Here is a 20,438-nt window from a genome sequence, read left to right on the forward strand (position 1 = left end):
CCCTTCGGCTTACCCGTGCTACCGGAAGTGTAGAGAATAAACAGCATATCTTCGCTGTCCATAGGTTCAGCCTGACAATCTGCGGAGACGCCTTTTTGTAACTCATGCCACCAATGGTCTCGTCCCGATTCCATATGGATTTCCTGGTTGGTACGCTGTACGACTAGGACGTTTTCCACCGAAGGAACAGCCCCATCAGCCAAAGCTTTGTCTACCTGATCCTTGAGAGCAACGATCGCATCCTTGCGCCAACCACCATCAGCCGTGATGACCACTTTTGCTTGGGCGTCCACGAGGCGATCGCGCAACGCTTCCGCACTAAAACCGCCAAAAACAACGCTGTGAGGTGCGCCAATTCTAGCACAAGCGAGCATTGCTATTGCCGCTTCAGGAATCATAGGCATATAAATGCCAACCCTATCTCCTTTTTTCACACCCAACTGCTTCAGCACATTTGCAAACTGGCAAACTTCCCGATGTAATTGGGCATAAGTGAGAGTGCGAGAATCACCTGGTTCCCCCTCCCAAATAATCGCAGCTTTATTTTTGCGCCAAGTCGTGAGGTGTCTGTCAATACAGTTGTAAGAAATATTAATTTTTCCCCCAACAAACCACTTAGCAAAAGGTGGTTGCCAGTCCAGCACCGCGTCCCACTTTTGGAACCAGTGCAACTCTTGTTCAGCCAACTCTGCCCAGAATGTTTGAGGATCTGCCTTAGCCTTATCATAGAGGCGCTGGTAGTCTTCAAGGCTTTTGATGCGAGCGTTTTGAGAAAATTCCTGACTGGGGTGGAATAAACGCTTTTCTTGAAGGATAGATTCTATGGTGATTTGGGACATAGTCGTTTCCGTTATTGGCGTTCTAACACAAAACTATTGTGTACGTAAAATTACGAGAAGTGTGGTTGATTTTCGTTAAGATGTATGGAAATTAGCAGAGTAGGGACTTGGTATGCTATATCTCTACTTTACAAATAAGGAATTTGTGGTGGAGATAAAAGTACTCAAGAACAAGATATCAACAAAGTTAGGGAATACTGGAAAGATTATGAAAAACGTACAAGCACCAGCAAGTAGAAGTTACCGTCAGCACCCTGCACACTTCGTGACAGGGCGTCATGCCCCAAATTTTAGTTAGCTGACCAGCTTAAGTCTTTAAGTAGACTACGTTTAAGGTAAGTGCTAAAAATCTCACCAGAAGATGCGTAGCTAGTCTTCTGCTCTGAAATCAAAGAGTTAAACAGGTGGACGAAGGGTAAACCAGTGCTTTTTGAATATGCCGACCTTAAACATTAGCGAAGCTAACATTACCCGAAAGGAGGCTCATTTTGAGCAAAGTATTTGTAATTGATACAAACAAATGCCCACTAGATCCAATCCATCCAGGACAAGCAAGACAACTTTTAAGAAATGGCAAAGCTGCAATATTCCGCAAATTTCCGTTTACTATTATCTTAAAAAAAACCCGTCTCGATGCACCTGTTCAACCATTAAGAATCAAAATAGACCCTGGTTCACAAACCACAGGGATAGCAATAGTTAAAGATTCTACAGGAGAAGTCGTATTTGTTGCTGAAATCAAACACCGAGGTTTTGCAATTAGAGATTCTCTTACCTCAAGAAAACAACTCCGTAGAAGTAGAAGGAACCGAAAAACAAGATATCGCCAACCACCATTACACGAATGGTTTAGAAAAGGTAACAAACAACCTTGTCCAAAACAACGTCGAGATGATTGGTTAGCTCCCAGTTTGAGAAGTCGCATTGACAACATAAAAACTTGGTTTAGAAGGCTCCGTAAAGTTACACCAATTGCAGTAATTTCTCAAGAATTAGTGCGCTTTGATATGCAATTAATTCGCAATCCAAATATTCAATGAAAAGAATATCAACAGGGGACGCTATTTGGTTATGAAACTAGAGAGTATTTACTTGAAAAGTGGAATCGTCAATGCGTCTATTGCGGTATCAAAGATGTTCCACTTCAGATAGAACACATTCGCGCTTCGTGCAAAGGAGGTAGCGACTCAATTACAAACCTTACTCTATCATGCGAAAAATGCAATCGGAAAAAAGGGACAAAAGATATTAAAGATTTTCTTAAAAAAGATCCAGTAAGATTGGAGAAAATTCTCAAACAAGCAAAACAACCACTTGCAGACGCAGCCGCAGTTAACACAACTCGATTTACATTACTTGAAATACTAAAAGCAACCAATTTACAAGTAGAGACAGGCAGTGGTGGGTTAACTAAATTCAATAGAACTCAACAAGAATTACCGAAAACGCACTATTTTGATGCAGCTTGTGTCGGTAAATCAACTCCAGAAAAATTAATTGTCAAAGGAGTTAAACCATTACTCATTACAGCTAATGGTCATGGAACGAGACAAATGTGCGGCACAGATAAATACGGATTTCCAATTCGTCACCGAGACAAAGCACAAGTTCATTATGGATTTAAGACGGGCGACATCGTTAAAGCAGTTGTCACTAATGGTAAGAAAGTAGGAGAGTATATTGGGCGTGTTTTATGTCGCAAAACTGGTAGTTTTGATATTACTACTAAATCTGGAAGAGTAGCAGGAATTAATCATAGGTTTTGTAAACCAATTCACAAAAAGGATGGTTATTCGTATGCATTCTAAAATATTTGGACTGCCATTGAAATGGCTCGTGTCGCGGTTCCTCCTCGGTCTAAAGACACGAGGCTTCCCCGCTCCCAGGGGGTTTTAGGTGAAGAAAAGCTCGATCGCTGGAAAAGAGAAATTGAAAGCTTAGAACGGAAAGCTCAAGCTCACTGCAATCGTCTCAAACTTTAACGTTAATCTGGGTGCTAGAAAAGTACCTGTTCGCTTAACAATAGAAGATGCGATTGCTATCTCCATTGAGGACGAGGACACAAAGATTACAGGGCGTCTGGACATCTGGGTGAGAGAAATATGTTAAACAATGAATTCAGCGTATCAGTTGCGATAACCAAAAACTAGTCGTTATTTATAGTCCCTCTGGAGTTGGAAAATGAATAAAGGAATTCGTTACTATTTTGGCTGCAGTGCAGGGGTAAGGTTGGTAGCATTAACAGCTGTGGCTGTGGCATTTGGAGTCAAGTCAACAATTGGTGAGACAAATGCCCAACTTAGTGCTTCTGCCTCCTCTTCAGAAGCACTTTTGACTCCAGCAGCTTATGAGTCAAAAGGCAAAGAACTTAAAACCCTCAAAGGGCATGACGACTCAGTTTGGAGCGTCAGCTTCAGCCCTGATGGCAAGACCATCGCTTCTGCAAGTAAGGACAACACCGTCAAACTGTGGGATATCACAGGTAGAGAACTCAAAACCCTCAAGGGACATTCCGACGAAGTTGTGAGCGTCAACTTCAGCCCCGACGGCAAGACCATCGCTTCTGCAAGTTGGGACAACACCATCAAATTGTGGGATACCACACGCAGAGAACTTAAAACCCTCAAAGGGCATGATGACTCAGTTTGGAGCGTCAGCTTCAGCCCCGATGGCAAGACTATCGCTTCTGCAAGTTCGGACAAGACAGTAAAATTGTGGAACTTGGATCTAGAAAATTTACTTGTGTTGGGATGCGATTGGCTCAAATATTATTTGCCCCAGCATCCTGAGACCTTGGAAGAACTTCAGGTATGTCAAACAAAGCCTCCCCTGAGTGCCGCCGTATCGACTTCAGTAGAACAAGGTAAGCTGAGAAATTAGCAAGCAAAAGAGGGGAATTTTGAGGGTGCAGTGGCTAAGTTTAATAAAGCTAAAGCATGGAATTCCAATTTGAACTTTAATTCAGAAGTCAAAGCAGTACCAGCTATAGTTGTCCAAGGCATAGAACTCGCCCACGAAGGTGACATTGAGGCAGCATTAGTTAAGTTTAAAAAAGCACAGTAACTAGAGCGAAATATTGACCTGAATCCAGAGACAGAAGCTCCAGAAAATAATTCAAAAGCAGTTGTTGTTATTACACGAGGAGAAGCACTGATAAAACAGGCTAAAATCAAAGAAGCGATCGCTCTTTACAAAGATGCTCAAAAACTCGATCCCTCTTTGACTATTTCTGCCGATGATTGGAATTCTCTTTGTTGGGATGGTAGCTTACGAGGGTTTGCCAAAGATGTCATGTTTGCTTGTGAAAAAGCAGTTGCTCTTTCTCCAAAAGATGGAGGTATTCTTGATAGCCGTGGGCTAGCTAGAGCGCTCACTGGCGATCGCAAAGGAGCGATTGAAGACTTGCAAACCTTTATCAAACGTACTGATGATTCCAAGCGAAAATCACAGCGTCAATGTTGGATTACTTCTTTAAATGCAGGTAAAAATCCTTTCCCGACTGAAGAGTTGAGAGAGGAATAATATCATTTTGGATTTTAGATTTTGGATTTTGGGTTTGAGATTTGAGAGACTGGTCATAGCCTGTGACTGATGCCATAGATATCTTAGATGGCATCGCTTAGCTGCCACGAGAGTAGAAAGAGAAGAAAGAGCATATTATGGCGGAAAGAGAGTAATTTTTCATTCACTACACTACTACTTTCCTAAGCTACAAAAACTCAAGCTATAATTGAATTTAAAAATCCAACCTGCTAAGAAAAGTGCGAATCTATAATAGATATTCAAAAGGTTTTACGCGCTCGAGGAATTATCCACTCCGATCCAGAAATTATGAGTGGAACTGTAGTATTTGTAGGAACGCGAGTTCCATTGCAAACCTTTTTTGATTATCTTGAAGGTGAAGCAGGCTTAGCCGAATTCTTAGAAGATTTTCCACACTTGCAAGCTCCGGTAATGGTGGTTTTGGAAACAATCGCAAAAGCTATGCTAGATCGGGAGCGAACTGCTCGTGCTCATTCTACTTGATGAAAATCTGTTGAGCAAAAAACTGACTTTAATTGCTTTCATTGGTGTCAAAAGTCATTTGTCATTGGTAAGAGTTTCAGGTGTTTTTACATTTGGTAATATAGCGTGTATATTTCTGTCTATCTACTTGTAGCAAAGAAAAATTCAGCAATGCGATCGCTATCATAACTTACAGCAGAAAGAGAATAGCCCGCGTAGGCGGGCTTCGTTTGTATAGCCCCAGAATTCCATTCTGAGGGCAGTAGAAAATAAACTATTACCAGAATATGGGATGGGCTTCCTGCCTGTCCCTTATCAAAGGCGGACAAGATGCTCGCACCACCAGAACTTTTAATCTCCATTTGCTGGGTTTCGTTCCTCAACCCAGCCTACAAAATCATAATTTATGTATTAAATTATACTTTATTCTGGCTTCGATACAACTCAAAGTATAGAATATTGTCGGTACAATTTGACCATACTTCACCAACTACAGGTTAAGCTGGAGAAAGTAGCTTTTTGTTACGTTTTGTATATCAAGCTCTCTTTTGCTGTTAACTTTTAATTTTTGCTGCTTGAGAAAACAGGAATGCTAGACCAAATATTTGACTACCTCAACTTTCATCCTAGTTTAGAAGCATCTATAGTGTTGCTGCTCCTCATTTTTTTAGAGGCGGTACTCTCTGCAGATAATGCGATCGCTCTGGCGGCTATTGCTCAAGGACTGGGGAACCAGAAACTCGAACGTCAGGCGCTGAACATTGGTTTAGTCGTTGCTTATGTTTTGCGAATCACGTTACTTCTCACTGCTGCTTGGGTACAGCAGTTCTGGCAGTTTGAATTGTTGGGTGCAGCCTATCTACTGTGGCTAGTATTCCAACATTTTACTTCTGAAGAAGGTGAAGACAACCAACACCACGGTCCCCGATTTAGTTCCCTATGGCAAGCGATCCCCGTTATCGCCCTGACAGATTTAGCATTTTCTCTCGATAGCGTAACCACTGCGATCGCTGTTTCTAATGAGACTTGGTTGGTACTCACGGGAACTACCATTGGTGTTGTGACTCTGCGGTTTATGGCAGGTTTGTTTATTCGTTGGTTGGATGAATACGTCTACTTGGAAGATGCTGGTTACATTACAGTAGCTTTAGTGGGTTTGCGCTTGTTTTTGAAAGTTGTGAACGACTCCTTTGTCCCACCACAATGGGTGATGATTACTTCTATTGCCTTGATTTTGGCATGGGGATTCTCCAAACGTAAAGTTTCAGACGCTGAAACTACAATACAGGAACCAGAAAAAACTGAAGTGCAACAATAAGGATAACGAATCAAGAAATTCTACATAAGTAGAAAATTGTACGTTATACTACAAGGCTCAAGGATTGGCTGACCGTTTATTGAGTTCAGTAAACAAGGGATTTCCAAAAAATCAACTACCTATCTTATGGGCTTAAGCCCTCTCTCCCCGTAGGAGAGGGGGTTGGGGGTGAGGGCTTTTAACCACGGGAGGCGGAGCCTCGTGGGCTGCATTCCCAGGCTGAGCCTGGGAACGAGGGGTTACTCGTGCAACCAAGGTGTCAAATGAGGTTGCCAAGCAACCAATTCTTCTCCCTTAAACCACAGGGAAACTTCCCGTTGTGCTGTTTCAATAGCATCGGAACCGTGGATGAGGTTGCGACCAATATTAATGCCGAAGTCACCTCGGATTGTTCCTGGTTCTGCTGTTAAGGGATTTGTTGCGCCAATCAACTTTCTAGCTGCGGCGACAACGCCGTCTCCTTCCCAAACCATCGCCACAACAGGGCCTGAAGTGATAAACTCGACCAGGCTGCCAAAGAAAGGTCTTTCTTTGTGAACATCGTAATGTTGTTCGGCCAATTCTCGGGAAGGCTTTACAAACTTTAAACCAACGAGGGTAAAGCCTTTAGTCTCAAAGCGGCGGATGATTTCACCAATGAGTCCACGCTGCACGCCATCGGGCTTAATTGCTAAGAATGTGCGTTCCAAAGCTATCTCCTCAAATTAAGTAAATTGTTTACTGGTTACTGGTCACTGGTCACTGGTCACTGGTTATTGACAAATGACAAAGGACAATCTGAAATTATCGCAGAAAGTATCTCCAAATGCATGTGCGCTTCGAGATGAATGCGATACATTGTATTCTCGTGGGTGAAACAAAAAGGTCAGGAAAGAAATGCGTGGCGATTTAACAACTACATCAGACGAGGTGGTGAAACCTCCCTCCAATGCAACCAAAGCCGAAATAAAAGTACAAAAACAACAAAAACTGCTACCTATAGCGACTAATCCAGATGGAACTCGCAACTGGAAAATCGAAGATAGCGAAGCACTTTATCGGATAGAAGGTTGGGGCGAACCCTACTTCTCCATCAACGCCGCAGGTCATATCACTGTTTCTCCTAAGGGCGATCGCGGTGGTTCTTTAGACCTGTACGAACTCGTTAATGCCCTCAAGCTACGTAACTTGGGGCTTCCCATATTGATACGGTTTTCCGATATTCTGGAAGACAGGATCGAACGGTTAAACGCTTGTTTCGCCAAAGCTATTGCCCGCTATAACTATCCTGGCGTTTACCGTGGCGTATTTCCTGTCAAATGCAACCAACAACGGCACTTAATTGAAGATTTGGTGCGTTTTGGCAAACCTCATCAATTTGGTTTAGAAGCTGGTTCCAAGCCAGAGTTAATGATTGCTTTGGCTCTACTAGACACCCCAGGTGCGCTATTAGTTTGTAATGGCTACAAAGACCGGGAGTACATCGAAACGGCTATGCTAGCGCAAAGGCTAGGACAAACGCCGATTATCGTTTTAGAACAAGTTGAAGAGGTGGATCTCGTGATTGAGGTCAGCCAGCAGTTGGGGATCGAACCTATTGTTGGTGTGAGAGCTAAACTAAGCACTCAAGGAATGGGACGGTGGGGAACTTCCACAGGCGATCGCGCTAAATTTGGTCTGACCATTCCAGAAATCATGCAAACCGTTGACAAGTTACGCGATGCTAATTTGTTGGAATCTTTGCAGTTACTGCATTTCCATATTGGCTCGCAAATTTCCGCCATTCATGTGATTAAAGATGCTATCCAAGAAGCCAGCCGGATCTATGTAGAATTGGCGACTCAAGGGGCAAATATGAAATACTTAGATGTTGGTGGCGGTCTAGGTGTAGACTATGACGGCTCTCAAACCAACTTTTACGCCTCAAAAAACTACAATATGCAGAACTATGCCAATGACATAGTTGCTGAGTTAAAAGATACATGTGCAGAGAAGAATCTCCCAGTACCAACACTAATTAGTGAAAGCGGACGAGCGATCGCATCTCATCAATCTGTTTTAATTTTTGACGTTCTCAGTGCTAGCGAAGTTCCCGGTGACCCACCAGAACCTCCCCAAGAAGGGGAATCGCACATCATCACCTATTTGTGGGAAACCTATCAATCGTTAAATGAAGAGAACTATCAAGAGTTTTACCACGATGCAACCCAATTTAAAGAAGAGGCAATTAGCCGCTTTAAACTAGGGATTTTAAGTCTCAGAGAACGTGCCAAAGCAGAGCGTCTCTACTGGGCTTGCTGTCAAAAAATTCTAGAGATCACTCGCAAGCAAGAATATGTACCCGATGAGTTGGAAGACCTAGAAAAAATTATGGCTTCCATCTACTACGTCAATCTCTCTGTATTTCAATCCGCACCAGATTGCTGGGCAATTGACCAATTGTTTCCAATCATGCCGATACATCGCTTAGGTGAAGAACCAACACAAAGGGGTATCCTCGCCGATCTCACCTGCGATAGCGATGGTAAAATAGACCGTTTTATTGACTTACGAGATGTCAAATCAGTATTAGAACTGCACAAGTTCAAGCCCGGAGAACCCTACTACTTGGGTATGTTCCTTAATGGGGCTTACCAAGAAATTATGGGGAATTTACACAACCTCTTTGGCGATACCAACGCGGTTCACATCCAATTGACACCGAAGGGATATCAAATTCAACACGTTGTCAAAGGCGATACTATGAGTGAGGTTGTAAGCTACGTACAGTATGACGCAGAGGATATGGTAGAAAATATCCGTCAGCGATGCGAGTACGCTTTGATAGAAAATCGAATTACTCTCGCAGAATCTCAAAAATTGTTACAAACTTACGAACAAAGCTTGCGAAGATATACGTATTTGGCGAGTTAGTGGTTAGTAGGGGCGCAATGCCTTGCGCCCGTACAGTGGTTAGTGGTTTACACGCAACTAACAACTAACAAATAACAATTTAAGTCACAGGAGCATTTGTTCCTAACAATTCAGCGATCGCTTGTCGTTCGATTGGAGTATGAGATGGTGGTTCTTGACGCGCATCGGTAATCAGCCAATCTAAAGCTGCTGCTTGCACGTCTATCGTGGCTCCAGTCTTGTCTACACAGTAACGACCGTATACCAGTTTATCAACTAGTCTGACTCCCGGACCCAATCGAGACCAGTCAAAGATGACGCTATTTTCCACTGTTGCGCCACTGCACACCCAGCAATTGGGACCTATCATTGTAGGACCAACAATTTTTGCACCATCTTCAATTCTGGTCATACCGCCAATGTATACCGGACCTGTGATATCTACTTTGTCCCAGTTGACAGCGACATTCATGCCAGTGTAAATACCAGGAGCGACTTGATGCCCTGGGATTTGAACATTTTTGATTTCTCCCGACAGCACGCCGCGAACTGCTCGCCAGTAATCTGGCACTTTACCAATATCCACCCATTCAAAATTCATTGGAATAGCATAGAAAGGCGCACCAACTTCAACCAATTTCGGGAATAACTGACTCCCAATGTCATACTCTACTCCTGAAGGTATATAATTGAAGATTTCCGGCTCAAAAATGTATATACCCGTGTTAATATTTTTGCTGAGAGCTTCTTCTACCTTGGGTTTTTCTTGGAAAGCCTTGACTCGACCTTCTTCATCCGTAACCACGACACCATAGCTGGAAACTTCTTCTAGTGGAACAGATTTCATAATGATGGTGGCGATCGATCCCTTTTCTCTGTGCCATTTTACTGCTGCTGTCAAGTCTAGGTCAATCAGAGCATCACCGCACAACACCACAAAGGTATCGTCGAAAAATGGGTAGAAATCCTGAATTCTCCGCATTCCTCCAGCAGAGCCAATGGCTTCTCCTACAAGAGTGCCATCAACAATGCGACCTTCAAAAGAATAGGCAATTTGTACGCCAAACCGTTGACCATCGCGGAAATAATTTTCGATTTCGTCTGCTAAATGGCTAACATTAACCATAATTTGGTCAAACCCATGCTGTCGTAAAATTTCCAGCAAGAATTCCATCACTGGTTTTTGCATGATGGGCATCATTGGTTTGGGCATTGTGTAGGTAATCGGACGGACGCGAGTACCTTTACCTGCTGCGAGAATCATCGCTTTCATATATCTTATTCCTCAACCACAAGCCAATTTACTGTTATCATTTGATACTTCATCTTCAGTGTATTTCCGCTTTTTTGTCATCCCTAAAATCACTGAGTACAACAACTGCACATCAAAACCATTATGGGCATATGACACAAATATGAAGTGTAAAGTATGAAGTATAAAAAAAGCATAAAATCCAAAGTGCTAAGTGTGAAAATTTTATACCCTAGCTAAGAACCCCGATATTTTATACGTTTTTTCACCTTTCATACCATTACCTTCATCCTTTATAATTTGTATTGGTCATTTTTCCAATTGAATTGGATTTTAAGGTTCGCTGAAGTCATCATAGCGAACCAGCCTATGGCAATGCTGTATAACCCTAATTTAAAGGCAAATCCATACTGTTTGATTAATCAGTGAGTAATCTAATTTTTAGGTCTTGGTAAAATTCTTCCTGAATGAGTTCTACTTTAGACTGAGCGCAAAGCAGTAGTAATGCCCAAAAAACACTAACTGTATGGTTTTCGTGCGAATGCTTTGTCGTACTCTTTTGTTGCGGTTGCTTTGCTTGAGTCCATAATTCCACAAGTTGTTCTAAATTTAACCAATTTTTCTCCAAATTTAATTTTGGAGTCATAAGGCGTAAAACTTGCTCGAGTTCTGAAGCCACTTCTGTTAGATTTTCCTGGTGAGCCAATTCCAAAGCAGCCTTCATGGACTGAAGACTGGGTTGGCGTCGAGTACGAGCAGGCTTATTCGCTTTTTCCACTAGCTGCAACTGTTTTGCCATGACTTGCAACTGTTCTATCAGTTCTTGCAAAGTCACGCGGCGTTTCGGTGGAGGCATAGCCGCAGGGCGACGGCGCAGATGACGTTCTAGTGGCAAGCGCGGATGGTAAGAAGCGACTCCATCTTCACTTTCCAAAAAAGCTTCCTCAGTAGCTTCTTGTTCCTCCACAGCTGCTTGCAACTGCATTAAAGTATTTGCCTTAAACAATACCAGTTTTGATGCCGACAAAAAAGCTTGACCCGATTGTGATAAATCGGTTTCATACCTTCTTGTTGCAGTTTCCGGTGCCATGAGCTCTAAGTAACTATCAATAACTTCAATCACCTTGACATCCCAAGGGTCAATTTCCCCTTGTTCAGCCTGGTCAATAAGTAACGTAATTTTTTCTAATAGCTCAGCAGCGTCCATTTAGGGGTTAGGGAGTGGGAGAGTAGGGAATAGAAGTGACCTACTGGTCAGGTGGTCACTGGTCAGGTGGTCACTGGTCACTGGTCAGGTAGTGTACTGTTCTTAATGGCATCGAAAGTTCCTTTGATAGTTCCGGCGATAGGGACTGCAACGAGTGTACCCAACAAACCAGCAATTTCAAAACCCATTAAAATAGCTACAAAAATCCATATAGGATTGACCCCGATAAAATCTCCAAGTAACTTGGGACTGAGTAAATTGTCTTTAATTTGCTGTACGACGATCGCGGCTACAGCCACCTGTACAGCTAGCCACCAATTTTGTAACAATACCAACAATGTGACCAAACCGATCCCCAATGTTGCTCCAATAAAAGGTATGAGTTGCGATATGCCAATAACTATAGCGAATAACAGCGCAAAAGGAACCTTGAGAACGAGGAAAATTGGAGTCATAATGGCTACCATAAACACTGCCAGTAAAAGTTGGCTGAGGAAAAAGTAGTGAAAGTTACGCTGTAAGGAGGTTCTTAAAGGAACCCGAATATAGGCTGGTAAAAAGTTAAATAACCCAAACCATACGCGATCGCCATACAAAAGCATATAGAATGCCAAGACAACCACCAATATTACATCAAGCAATCCTGAAAGGACTGTTCCGGCAAATCCCACAGCAGCAGAAGCAAGTTGCTGTACCATACTTTGAATGTTGGCATTGATTTGATTGCTGACCACTGTGAGATCTAAAGGTAAACGTCGCTTTTTGGCTATGGCTTCAAGAGAGTCCAGATTGGCTTGACTAGTTGCCAACCAATTTGGAATCCTGTCTAAAAGTTGAATTGTTTGGTCAATCACTATTGGCACGAGTGTAACGCCCAAAACAATCAAAAGCGTGAGTGTTAGCAGCAGCACAATAGTCACAGCTTGAGGGCGGTTAAGAGCAACACGCTCAAAGAACTTAACTGCGTAGTTCAGTAGGAAAGCCAAAATTGCTGCAACGCTCACAATAGTGATAGGGTGCAGGAATAAACGAAAAATAAAATACAGCAGCCAGAAATTGAGAGCGATAATTGGACCGCTCAGACCGTATATTAAAAGACGTTGAAGTGAGGCTGAACGGCGCATTTTTTTACTTTTAGTTAACTAGTCCCTGGTTACTGGTCACTGGTCACTGGTCACTGATTACTTTTATACAGGAATAATGATGATAGATAGAAATATTGCCGATCTTAGGAAGGATTATACCTTGCAAGGTTTGAGCGAAACTGATGTTGACCCCAATCCTTTTATACAGTTTAAACGATGGTTCGACCAGACATTGGCAGCCCAACTTGTGGAACCAAATGCCGTGACGCTTGCAACTACGACACGAGAGGGTAAGCCATCTGCAAGAATGGTACTGCTCAAAGGTTTTGATGAAAGAGGTTTTGTCTTCTTTACAAACTACAACAGTCAAAAAGGGCAGGAACTAGCAGAAAATCCCCAAGCCGCTCTTGTTTTTTGGTGGGCAGAACTAGAACGTCAAATCCGCATATCTGGACGTGTGGAAAAAATTTCAGATGCGGAGTCAGATGAATATTTTTATAGCCGTCCTCTCAATAGTCGCTTGGGTGCATGGGCTTCCAATCAAAGTGAGGCGATAGAAAGTCGAGCAGTTCTCGAACAGCGAATACAGGAACTTCAAACTAAATATCAAAACCAAGATGTTCCGCGCCCCCTGCATTGGGGAGGTTTCCGAACGATCCCCGTAGAAATTGAGTTTTGGCAGGGACGCCCCAATCGACTGCACGATCGCTTGCGTTATACCCGTTTAGATGATGGCAGTTGGAAGATTGAACGCTTGTCGCCTTAAGCCTTGGCGATGTTCGTAATCGCGGCTACACATACCAAGTCCGCAAGACAAGGACTAAATAAAAAGGGGCTAGTAACTGTGACTTAATTACTAGCCAATCATCCATTAGCAATTAACAATTAACCTTTTGAAGCAAACTGAACTCTAGGATCTGGCATAAAACTGTATCTCAGGTACAGCCCTCCCAGTACAAATAAAATAATGAATAATGTACCAAATCCGAGAGGGCTGGGAAGCCAAAACACAACTTCTATATGATTTAATTCTCCGGGTTTAAGTCTCCACACAAGTTGATTGCCATTCTTTTCTGGTACGATCGCATTCTCAGTTTTTTCCACTGTCTTTGCACCCCAAGGAGTGTTCAAGCCAAATTCTAGGTCGAGAATGGAACCGGGATTTGACAGAACAGAACCATTGCTGGAAATTACACCTAGCGATCGCAAATCCAAATCGTAAATCAATCGATTCCTGACTAGGAGTAAAAAATTGTTTTGAAACAAGAGTATATTTGATTCAATTTTTGGCAGTTCTTCATTAGATTCATTACTAACCGCTCCGGGTTTTTGAGTCCCATTAGGGTGAAAAAATTCGTTGAATTTGGTTTGTAATTCTCGCCCGTTATTGAAAGGGATGGAAACAAAGATTTCTTCTTTGGAAAGCCGCCGTATTTTTCCTTCTAATTTACGGGCGCGACGTTCTATGCTGTTTAACCATTCATATACAGAGTCGCCACTAAAACTCAGCAATCGTTCTTCTAATTTTATATGCTGTACCAGTTCGCCGTGATTGGAATTGTCAAAGTTAACACCTAGATCGTACTTAACACATCCTGAGAGAAATAAGCATATTAACAGCACCGTGCATAGAATAATTGATTTTGAACCGCACCCTGTAGCTGACGAACGCTGATAATTTTCTCTTTCCGCGTGCTTTGCTATGCATCTGCGGTTATTATTTTGAAAAATAGACCATTTCATACTATCAATATCTCCAAAAATCAAGTTCAGTCACTCGCACCTTTTGCGATCGCGAAGCGCAAGCTGTACCCAGCTTATCGCTGCTTCCATGTCCTCTATTGTTGCAGTTTTAGATACTATGACAAACCCATCCAAAGCAGCCCACTTAAGATTAAACCGATCGCAACTAAAGCTATCCAGATGAATCGATTATCTTTAGTATTGACCTGACTCAGCTCTACAAATTCTGGCTCAGGACGCATCTGTCTTGGGGAAGAACTAGGCTTGACAGTGAAACGAGTGTTTGTTTCATTATCAGCGATCGCTCCCAAGTCAGGAATTTCAGTCATCCATTCTTTCGGACGTTGTAACCTAGGTGCTTTGAGAATGTAGTGCAATTCTTTCGCTTGCTTGCTGGTTTCAAGGTGAGGATGGCGCTTGAGTTGTTCGCAAAGGTCAAGTGCTTCTTCGGAGCGTCCAGCCGCTTCATAAGCGGTGACAAGCCAAAGTTTCACCTCTCCAGCAAGACGAGAATTGGGGGCTAGGAGGTCGCTTGCTCTTGAGAGTTGTTCGACGGCTTCCCGATATTGCCCTTTTTCAAAGGCAACTCTCCCAGCTTGATACCTAGTTTTAGCTATTTCTAAACTTTCAGAACTCACTTTACATACAAAAAATCGGCACTCTCTCTATTTTGCCAACAGTGGAGACTATTGGTAGTCATATTTTTTCACTGACTGGGATGCTCGCGAACCAATGGCTATATCTGTGGGGGTTTTGCTAGTTGCTAGCATTTTAAATAGTGAGCGGTGACCAGTGAGCAGTAACCAGTGAGCAGTGACCAGTGAGTTTAAATATGCCTAACCCATTTCCAGGGATGAATCCTTATCTCGAACAATCAGATTACTGGTCAGACTTCCACAACCACTTAATAGCAGCACTGGCTAAGGACTTGATTCCCAAATTGTTACCAAAATATCGGGTGGTAACGGACAAATGGGTATATAAAGTGAGTGGTGATATGGCGATCGCTACCTGAAGATGTTGAGTTAGTCGTAGCCAATGCCTGCTAAAGCCATAGAAATATGGGGTTCTTTGGTACAAAGCGCGTGCGTGCATTATGATTACAGTCGATAACTTTCCTTTAAAATCAAGGCTTACAAGCACTTATAGTCGCGCATTTCAACCCGAATACGTTCATTGCAGTCAATAATGGCTGTAATATGAGATCCGTAAAGATTTCAAGCTTATTTTTTAATAAATTTAGCACGCTAATTACGCAAGAACCGGAGAAACAGTATTTTCTAATTCTCGGCTTACGGTTCGTCATATTGGTTCAATGCTTGATAAAGGCGAGTCACTAGAGGTTGTTCGTGAAGACTATCCTTATTTGACTGAAGAAGATATAAAATTTGCTCGAGTTTACGTGAAAGCTTACCCAAGTGTTGTCAGACCTAAAAAGCATTAAATTCCTAATTGATGAGGATCTTTCACCAGCCGTTGCAGGTTACTTGTGTAACGAGCTTTTTATTGATGCGATCGCTGTTAGAGATCGGGGATGACTTGGAGCAAAAGATTATCAAGTGTTAGAATATGCTTTTAATGAAGAGCGTATTCTTGTCACAGCAAACGTTCGGGATGAGCGAAAAGTTTGCTCGTACTACGGAAATCCATGCTGGTATTGTATTTAATCGTTCATCCGCTTTCACTATAAGTTGCTTATAGAAACGTTTTTCAATGTATATCCATTACGCAATTGCATCAAGCCCTTTTTTCTGGACAAGCAGCAGCAGCTTCAACGCAGGACCACCTGGCTTTTTCTTCCCACGCTCCCAATCTGAAACTAGGTTTTTAGAAACATTGAGATAACGGGCAAAAACGGGTTGCGATACCCGCTCATGTTCCCGAATTTCCTTGATTTGCTCTGGTGTTAGCATCTCAACCGGAGAAAGACACGTCTCATCAAACTCGCGCATGGTTTGCTTGGTGATAGCCCCCACCTCGTGTAAAGCTTCCATCGTCTCATGAATCGCGGCAAATGCCTCACTGCGATATTTCTTCATCCTGCTCAACCTCCGTCAAATGTCCCTTGTCAATAAGTTCCGCAATTTGCTCATCGGATAATGCCAGCATCTCTTTTGCCGCTTTCTTAAATGCGTCCACTTCATCATCCTCAATATTGTCGCGTTCGCTTTTTGCAAAGCCGTACACGAAGAAAGCCTTATCGCCGCTGCGAAAAATGATAAGACTGCGGTATCCTCCTGATTTCCCCTGTCCTTGCCGTGCTATCCGCTGTTTGATGATGCCGCCACCTAAGTCGGCATCTACTAGCCCCTTGGACGCTCTGGTGACAGCCGCGTAAAGCGCTTCATCACTCAGCCGTTCCTTACGGGCAAAGCGTTCAAACCAAGCATTTTTGAAGATCCGCATTTTTTGAGTCGTAATTTCTTATAGTATCACACTATGTATGATATTTCCCGGCCTTTACGTCTGAGTTCAACAGCTTGTTTACTGAGTTCTTTAGCGCGAGTTGTTAAATCTTCAACTGTTTTCATTTTTCCTCCAATTCTAAAATCACAAATTCCAAATTTTTAGCTTCTTCATAAAGTTGATCTGCTCTAGTCTCTAGTCAGCTAGCGTTCTCAAAGTCATTGTTTTCTAAACCTGAGTTCGACGTAAAAAAAAGTTGACTCCGATTGACTACGATATGTTGTTACGCCATGCATCTCTTTGTGCCTGTAAGTCTCGATTGATTTCTTCTACACTTCTGCCAACGGGACGCTGTTTGTGGATTTCTTCAAGCAGTTGCAAAATAGAATGCCTCTCTAGGGCTGACTTCTGTTCAGACAGCAGCACTATCACCTCAATGGTTTGTCCGACAGAGGTTGAGGTAGTATCCGCAGGCAGGTTGATTTCAATCTTGTTGCCTGGTAGAACTTTAGTTTCGAGCCGTAACGCTGATTGCATCAGACCCTCTCGTGTTTGAATTCTTTGTATTTATAGATTGTGGCGCATATTTTGCGCCTTATGAGATCGGTTCTGTTATTCTTGAGCATGATATTGTTATTTTACATGGCGATCGCGGGCGAGCGAATTCGAGCAAGATATTTTGCAGGAGGAAAATAAGGAAGCTTTCTAGTTTCTTAGTTGTTTATTAAATCATCGTTTTGGCGAGATAGATTCATCCATAATTGAGTGAATTCGAGTATTCCCCAAAGAACAAATAGAAACTTTGGGAGAAAAATTGCTAAATTTTTCTAATGTATCCAATTTAATTGCTTGATCTGACCAAAATACTAGCAATTTATGAAGGTTTGAGGATTTGAGGTAAAAATTTAGCTGTCTGCTATCAGCACTTCAGTATTATAAGGGATTTTGTTTTATGATTACAGATAAAAATGTTGGCATTACTTGAGTAATGAATCTTCCTACCTATCTCCAGCAATCTGAACAGATTCTAGAGCAATACTTTTGCCATTTTTAAAGAGTAAAGTGGTGGTACTTTAACCTTAACTATATTGAAGGAGGATGCCAATTACTCTTAATCCACAATACTCTTGCCTCGGTTATGTACTCGTTATTTAGTCGCAAAGCAATTACAGTTGCTCGACCTATAGGTGTTAGACCAGCAACATGAGTTCCACCATTTACCCAATTAAAATGCTCTTGCCAAGATTGTTGCCTTGGATTAAATAACGGCACTAATTGACTTGTTTGTGGATCGATTGTATGGGTTTTTGCACCTTTAAATTCGTTACAGCGATAACAGGAAGCTGCCAAATTTTCAGATTCATCTTTACCTCCAGCAGCTTTAGGAATGATGTGCTCCATTACCAAGGGCATACCAACCAACCGGGAATAAGTTTTGCAATACTCACACCGAAAGCCTGCCCTTGCTAAAACATCATTACGAATTTTGTCAGGAATAGCCATGATTATTCGGGTAATTCATTTAAAGCAGGTACTCTGTGTCCTCGCCAACGGAGAACTGACCAAGCATAAGCTTTTTGTAACATCAAGCGATCGGCTGCGATTCTTAACTCACTAAGTTCTCGACGTTCGCTATAGGTAAGTTCGCCATTTTGATTTTTCTCTAATAATTCTATATGACGTTGTTGCTGTTCTGGAATCGTTTGACTTTGGGCGATCGCTATCAATTCTTGACTATCCCACGTTTGCATTTGCAAAAGTTCTGCCTGAATTTCTACTGGGGCATTGTCAGGCGTTGGGGGTAAGTTACTGGCAATGCTTTGAGCAGCCAGGACTTCCAAAGGCTGTTGGGTTGCCGAGGCAATACGAGCCAATTGTTGAAAAATGGCTTGTGGAATTTCAACCGTGACTTTTTGCGTTGCCATTAGTTGCTTGATATCGTAAGTTGTTTATACTTTCAATATTAGCGCTATTACCAAAACCTTTATCCTGTATAGAGTTTAAGCGTTTTAGACGCAGTGCGAATTATAACAGTACTTTGACGTGGTATTTTATCTCAAATCTAAGTGACATTGGCATTTTGGGTAAGTCGTTGTGTAGGGGATTAGGAGATGTCGGCATAGCCAGTTTTTAGCTTGCTTGTTGACGTTTCAACTCTTGTATCAATACTTGGCAGCGCTTCATAGCAACTCTAGCCTGTTGTCGGTACTGTTTAGCTTGTTGTGGGTCACTGTGGAATAAAATTTAGATTTTCCATCAATAAATTGAGGGGCTGGTATCCAAAATTAATTAATTCCGAATTCCGAATTCCGCATTATTCGGTAATGTACTCAATGCAATTAAGATTAAAGGACGTTATGTACCACCAAAAAATGATCCTTTGCGAAATTGGTGGCAAAAATACTCTTAATGCCACCGATTGCATAAACTGCGTTTGAATATGATGCGTGACTCGATAGAAACGCTGTTAGTTGAGTTATTTTTAGAATCTTATCGAAAGCCGCCAAAACAAATAATTTTAGATTTAGACGTGACGGATGATGCCGTACATGGTCATCAAAAAGAAACGTTCTTTAATCCTTATTATCGTGGTTATTGTTATGCCCCACTTTATATTTTCTGTGGACAATATTTACTAGCAGCCAAACTTCGGGCTTCCAATGTTGACCCGGCTGAAGGGGGATTAGAAGAATTACAAAGAGTCATCAAAATAATCCGCTCACAATGGAAGAATGTAAAAATTATTATTCGTGGAGATAGCGCTTATTCCAGGGAAGATATAATGGCATGGTGTGAATCTCAAAGAGGAATTGATTATGTGTTTGGACTGGCTCCAAATAGTCGGCTAATCCAGCTATCACAATCAATCCAGCCGAAGTGCGTCCCAAGAATACTTAAGGAAAATTCAACCCATAGTCGAGTTATTTGAAAGCATATTTCCGCCATCACCAGATTTAATTTCATCTGCAGCAGCATTTGTAGATAACTCAGTTTGGTATTGTTCTCTTGATTATCAAACTCTCGATACTTGGAGTCGTAATCGTCGTGTTGTTGCCAAAGTTGAGTACAGCTATGAAGAAGTTGATACTCGTTTTGTAGTAACGTCGCTGACTACTAATCAAATCCCGCCCGGACGACTTTATACTCAAAAGTATTGTCCACGAGGCAACATGGAAAATTGTTTAAAAGAACAAAAATTAGGGTTACATAGTGATAGAACTAGCACTCATACATTTCAAAAATTAAACGGGAATCCCATTATGAACTGTCTGTTCGCTCCTACTTTCTACAGTGACTCAAATTTTATAAAAGCAATAGGGGACAAAGGTTTCAACTTTGGTTGGCGATATACCATCTTTAATCGCAATTCATAATCTTGGGAAAGTTTAAAACATCAATTCTGTTGTTGTTAATCAGTAGTCAAAAGGAATAACAGTAGCGATCGCTTATTTACAAAGCCTCTATCAATTCCATACATTTCTTTGAAAGTTCGTCTACTGTTGACATTGTTTATTAGCTAACTGCAAAACCATCAAACTGCCGCATAAACGGCGAGTGATATGCCAACACAATATCGTCTTTTGCAACTCCTAGCCTTACAAATTCATCCACAAATCCAATCTCAGTGCCATCGTGCTGTATCCAAATCTTGCTATCTTTAATATCGATATGTACCGAACACCCGTAAATTCGACGCTCGTCTTTCCATCCT

The 20,438-nt window shown here is 42.0% G+C and carries 23 protein-coding genes and 3 pseudogenes; 12 read left to right on the top strand and 14 right to left on the bottom strand.

Features of this window, described 5'->3' with window-relative positions; translation table 11 throughout:
• Positions 1-839: AMP-binding protein (locus tag ACKTT2_RS04485; RefSeq protein ID WP_407884407.1), on the bottom strand; the 839-nt coding region annotated here is incomplete at its 3' end.
• A gap of 488 nt (positions 840-1,327) precedes the next feature.
• Here ACKTT2_RS04485 and iscB point away from each other — a divergent pair.
• From iscB to ACKTT2_RS04515, 6 genes and pseudogenes are all read left to right on the top strand, one after another.
• A pseudogene (gene iscB / locus ACKTT2_RS04490) lies at positions 1,328-2,647 on the top strand (RNA-guided endonuclease IscB).
• 21 nt (positions 2,648-2,668) lie between these two features.
• Entirely contained in the window at positions 2,669-2,821 is a 153-nt protein-coding gene (locus tag ACKTT2_RS04495) for a hypothetical protein (RefSeq protein WP_407884409.1), read from the top strand.
• Between the two features lie 199 nt (positions 2,822-3,020).
• Positions 3,021-3,719 carry a WD40 repeat domain-containing protein gene (locus tag ACKTT2_RS04500; protein WP_407884411.1) on the top strand — a complete coding sequence of 233 codons (699 nt, stop codon included), beginning with the start codon at positions 3,021-3,023 and terminating at the stop codon, positions 3,717-3,719.
• A 30-nt stretch (positions 3,720-3,749) separates the two neighbouring features.
• Positions 3,750-3,902, top strand: a complete 153-nt coding sequence (locus ACKTT2_RS04505) for a hypothetical protein (RefSeq protein ID WP_407884413.1) — start codon at positions 3,750-3,752, stop codon at positions 3,900-3,902.
• A 156-nt stretch (positions 3,903-4,058) separates the two neighbouring features.
• Entirely contained in the window at positions 4,059-4,361 is a 303-nt protein-coding gene (locus ACKTT2_RS04510; protein ID WP_407884415.1) for a tetratricopeptide repeat protein, read from the top strand.
• Between the two features lie 288 nt (positions 4,362-4,649).
• Complete coding sequence (locus ACKTT2_RS04515; RefSeq protein ID WP_407884451.1) at positions 4,650-4,865, top strand: DUF433 domain-containing protein; 216 nt, start codon at positions 4,650-4,652, stop codon at positions 4,863-4,865.
• Positions 4,866-4,984: 119 nt separating this feature from the next.
• On the opposite strand, the gene ACKTT2_RS04520 is transcribed toward ACKTT2_RS04515, so the two are convergent.
• Positions 4,985-5,206: a hypothetical protein gene (locus ACKTT2_RS04520; protein ID WP_407884417.1), complete on the bottom strand. Its 222-nt coding sequence runs from the start codon at positions 5,204-5,206 to the stop codon at positions 4,985-4,987.
• Between the two features lie 227 nt (positions 5,207-5,433).
• Here ACKTT2_RS04520 and ACKTT2_RS04525 point away from each other — a divergent pair, with 227 nt between their 5' ends.
• Positions 5,434-6,162, top strand: a complete 729-nt coding sequence (locus ACKTT2_RS04525; protein WP_407884419.1) for a TerC family protein — start codon at positions 5,434-5,436, stop codon at positions 6,160-6,162.
• Positions 6,163-6,401: 239 nt separating this feature from the next.
• Here the strand turns inward: ACKTT2_RS04525 and ndk are convergent, their stop codons facing one another.
• Positions 6,402-6,851 (bottom strand): nucleoside-diphosphate kinase, encoded by a 450-nt coding sequence (ndk, locus tag ACKTT2_RS04530; protein WP_407884421.1) that lies wholly within the window; start codon positions 6,849-6,851, stop codon positions 6,402-6,404.
• Positions 6,852-7,038: 187 nt separating this feature from the next.
• Between ndk and speA the strand changes: the two genes are divergently transcribed.
• On the top strand, positions 7,039-9,054 hold the full coding sequence (speA, locus tag ACKTT2_RS04535) for a biosynthetic arginine decarboxylase (RefSeq protein WP_407884423.1): 2,016 nt from the start codon (positions 7,039-7,041) through the stop codon (positions 9,052-9,054).
• A 79-nt stretch (positions 9,055-9,133) separates the two neighbouring features.
• Here speA and ACKTT2_RS04540 read toward each other — a convergent pair whose 3' ends face one another.
• From ACKTT2_RS04540 to ACKTT2_RS04550, 3 genes are all read right to left on the bottom strand, one after another.
• The gene (locus tag ACKTT2_RS04540; protein WP_407884425.1) at positions 9,134-10,306 is read right to left on the bottom strand and encodes a nucleotidyltransferase family protein; all 1,173 of its coding nucleotides are present in this window, start codon (positions 10,304-10,306) and stop codon (positions 9,134-9,136) included.
• A 397-nt stretch (positions 10,307-10,703) separates the two neighbouring features.
• Complete coding sequence (locus ACKTT2_RS04545) at positions 10,704-11,492, bottom strand: segregation/condensation protein A (protein WP_407884427.1); 789 nt, start codon at positions 11,490-11,492, stop codon at positions 10,704-10,706.
• 77 nt (positions 11,493-11,569) lie between these two features.
• The gene (locus ACKTT2_RS04550) at positions 11,570-12,616 is read right to left on the bottom strand and encodes an AI-2E family transporter (RefSeq protein ID WP_407884429.1); all 1,047 of its coding nucleotides are present in this window, start codon (positions 12,614-12,616) and stop codon (positions 11,570-11,572) included.
• An 82-nt stretch (positions 12,617-12,698) separates the two neighbouring features.
• Between ACKTT2_RS04550 and pdxH the strand changes: the two genes are divergently transcribed.
• Entirely contained in the window at positions 12,699-13,343 is a 645-nt protein-coding gene (gene pdxH / locus ACKTT2_RS04555; RefSeq protein ID WP_407884453.1) for a pyridoxamine 5'-phosphate oxidase, read from the top strand.
• Between the two features lie 119 nt (positions 13,344-13,462).
• Here pdxH and ACKTT2_RS04560 read toward each other — a convergent pair whose 3' ends face one another.
• Positions 13,463-14,320, bottom strand: a complete 858-nt coding sequence (locus ACKTT2_RS04560; protein WP_407884431.1) for a DUF3153 domain-containing protein — start codon at positions 14,318-14,320, stop codon at positions 13,463-13,465.
• Between the two features lie 116 nt (positions 14,321-14,436).
• Positions 14,437-14,958: a hypothetical protein gene (locus ACKTT2_RS04565; protein WP_407884433.1), complete on the bottom strand. Its 522-nt coding sequence runs from the start codon at positions 14,956-14,958 to the stop codon at positions 14,437-14,439.
• Between the two features lie 182 nt (positions 14,959-15,140).
• Between ACKTT2_RS04565 and ACKTT2_RS04570 the strand changes: the two genes are divergently transcribed.
• Entirely contained in the window at positions 15,141-15,335 is a 195-nt protein-coding gene (locus ACKTT2_RS04570; protein WP_407884435.1) for a DUF4058 family protein, read from the top strand.
• A gap of 258 nt (positions 15,336-15,593) precedes the next feature.
• A pseudogene (locus tag ACKTT2_RS04575) lies at positions 15,594-15,764 on the top strand (DUF433 domain-containing protein); the annotation flags it as partial.
• 280 nt (positions 15,765-16,044) lie between these two features.
• Here ACKTT2_RS04575 and ACKTT2_RS04580 read toward each other — a convergent pair.
• The 5 genes from ACKTT2_RS04580 to ACKTT2_RS04600 form a co-directional block, all read right to left on the bottom strand.
• Positions 16,045-16,359 carry a helix-turn-helix domain-containing protein gene (locus ACKTT2_RS04580; RefSeq protein WP_407884437.1) on the bottom strand — a complete coding sequence of 105 codons (315 nt, stop codon included), beginning with the start codon at positions 16,357-16,359 and terminating at the stop codon, positions 16,045-16,047.
• Complete coding sequence (locus ACKTT2_RS04585) at positions 16,340-16,726, bottom strand: type II toxin-antitoxin system RelE/ParE family toxin (protein ID WP_407884439.1); 387 nt, start codon at positions 16,724-16,726, stop codon at positions 16,340-16,342. Before ACKTT2_RS04585 ends, ACKTT2_RS04580 begins: the two co-directional genes overlap by 20 nt.
• Before the next feature lie 270 nt (positions 16,727-16,996).
• Complete coding sequence (locus tag ACKTT2_RS04590; RefSeq protein ID WP_407884441.1) at positions 16,997-17,263, bottom strand: hypothetical protein; 267 nt, start codon at positions 17,261-17,263, stop codon at positions 16,997-16,999.
• Positions 17,264-17,809: 546 nt separating this feature from the next.
• Positions 17,810-18,229 (bottom strand): HNH endonuclease, encoded by a 420-nt coding sequence (locus tag ACKTT2_RS04595; RefSeq protein WP_407884443.1) that lies wholly within the window; start codon positions 18,227-18,229, stop codon positions 17,810-17,812.
• 2 nt (positions 18,230-18,231) lie between these two features.
• Positions 18,232-18,651 carry a hypothetical protein gene (locus ACKTT2_RS04600; protein WP_407884445.1) on the bottom strand — a complete coding sequence of 140 codons (420 nt, stop codon included), beginning with the start codon at positions 18,649-18,651 and terminating at the stop codon, positions 18,232-18,234.
• 530 nt (positions 18,652-19,181) lie between these two features.
• Between ACKTT2_RS04600 and ACKTT2_RS52310 the strand changes: the two are divergent.
• A pseudogene (locus tag ACKTT2_RS52310) lies at positions 19,182-19,962 on the top strand (IS1380 family transposase); the annotation flags it as partial.
• Between the two features lie 277 nt (positions 19,963-20,239).
• Here ACKTT2_RS52310 and ACKTT2_RS04615 read toward each other — a convergent pair.
• Positions 20,240-20,438: element excision factor XisI family protein (locus tag ACKTT2_RS04615; protein ID WP_407884449.1), on the bottom strand; the 199-nt coding region annotated here is incomplete at its 5' end.

The sequence above is a fragment of the Scytonema hankhaensis NUACC26 genome, from assembly GCF_045865695.1.
GTDB lineage: Bacteria > Cyanobacteriota > Cyanobacteriia > Cyanobacteriales > Nostocaceae > Scytonema.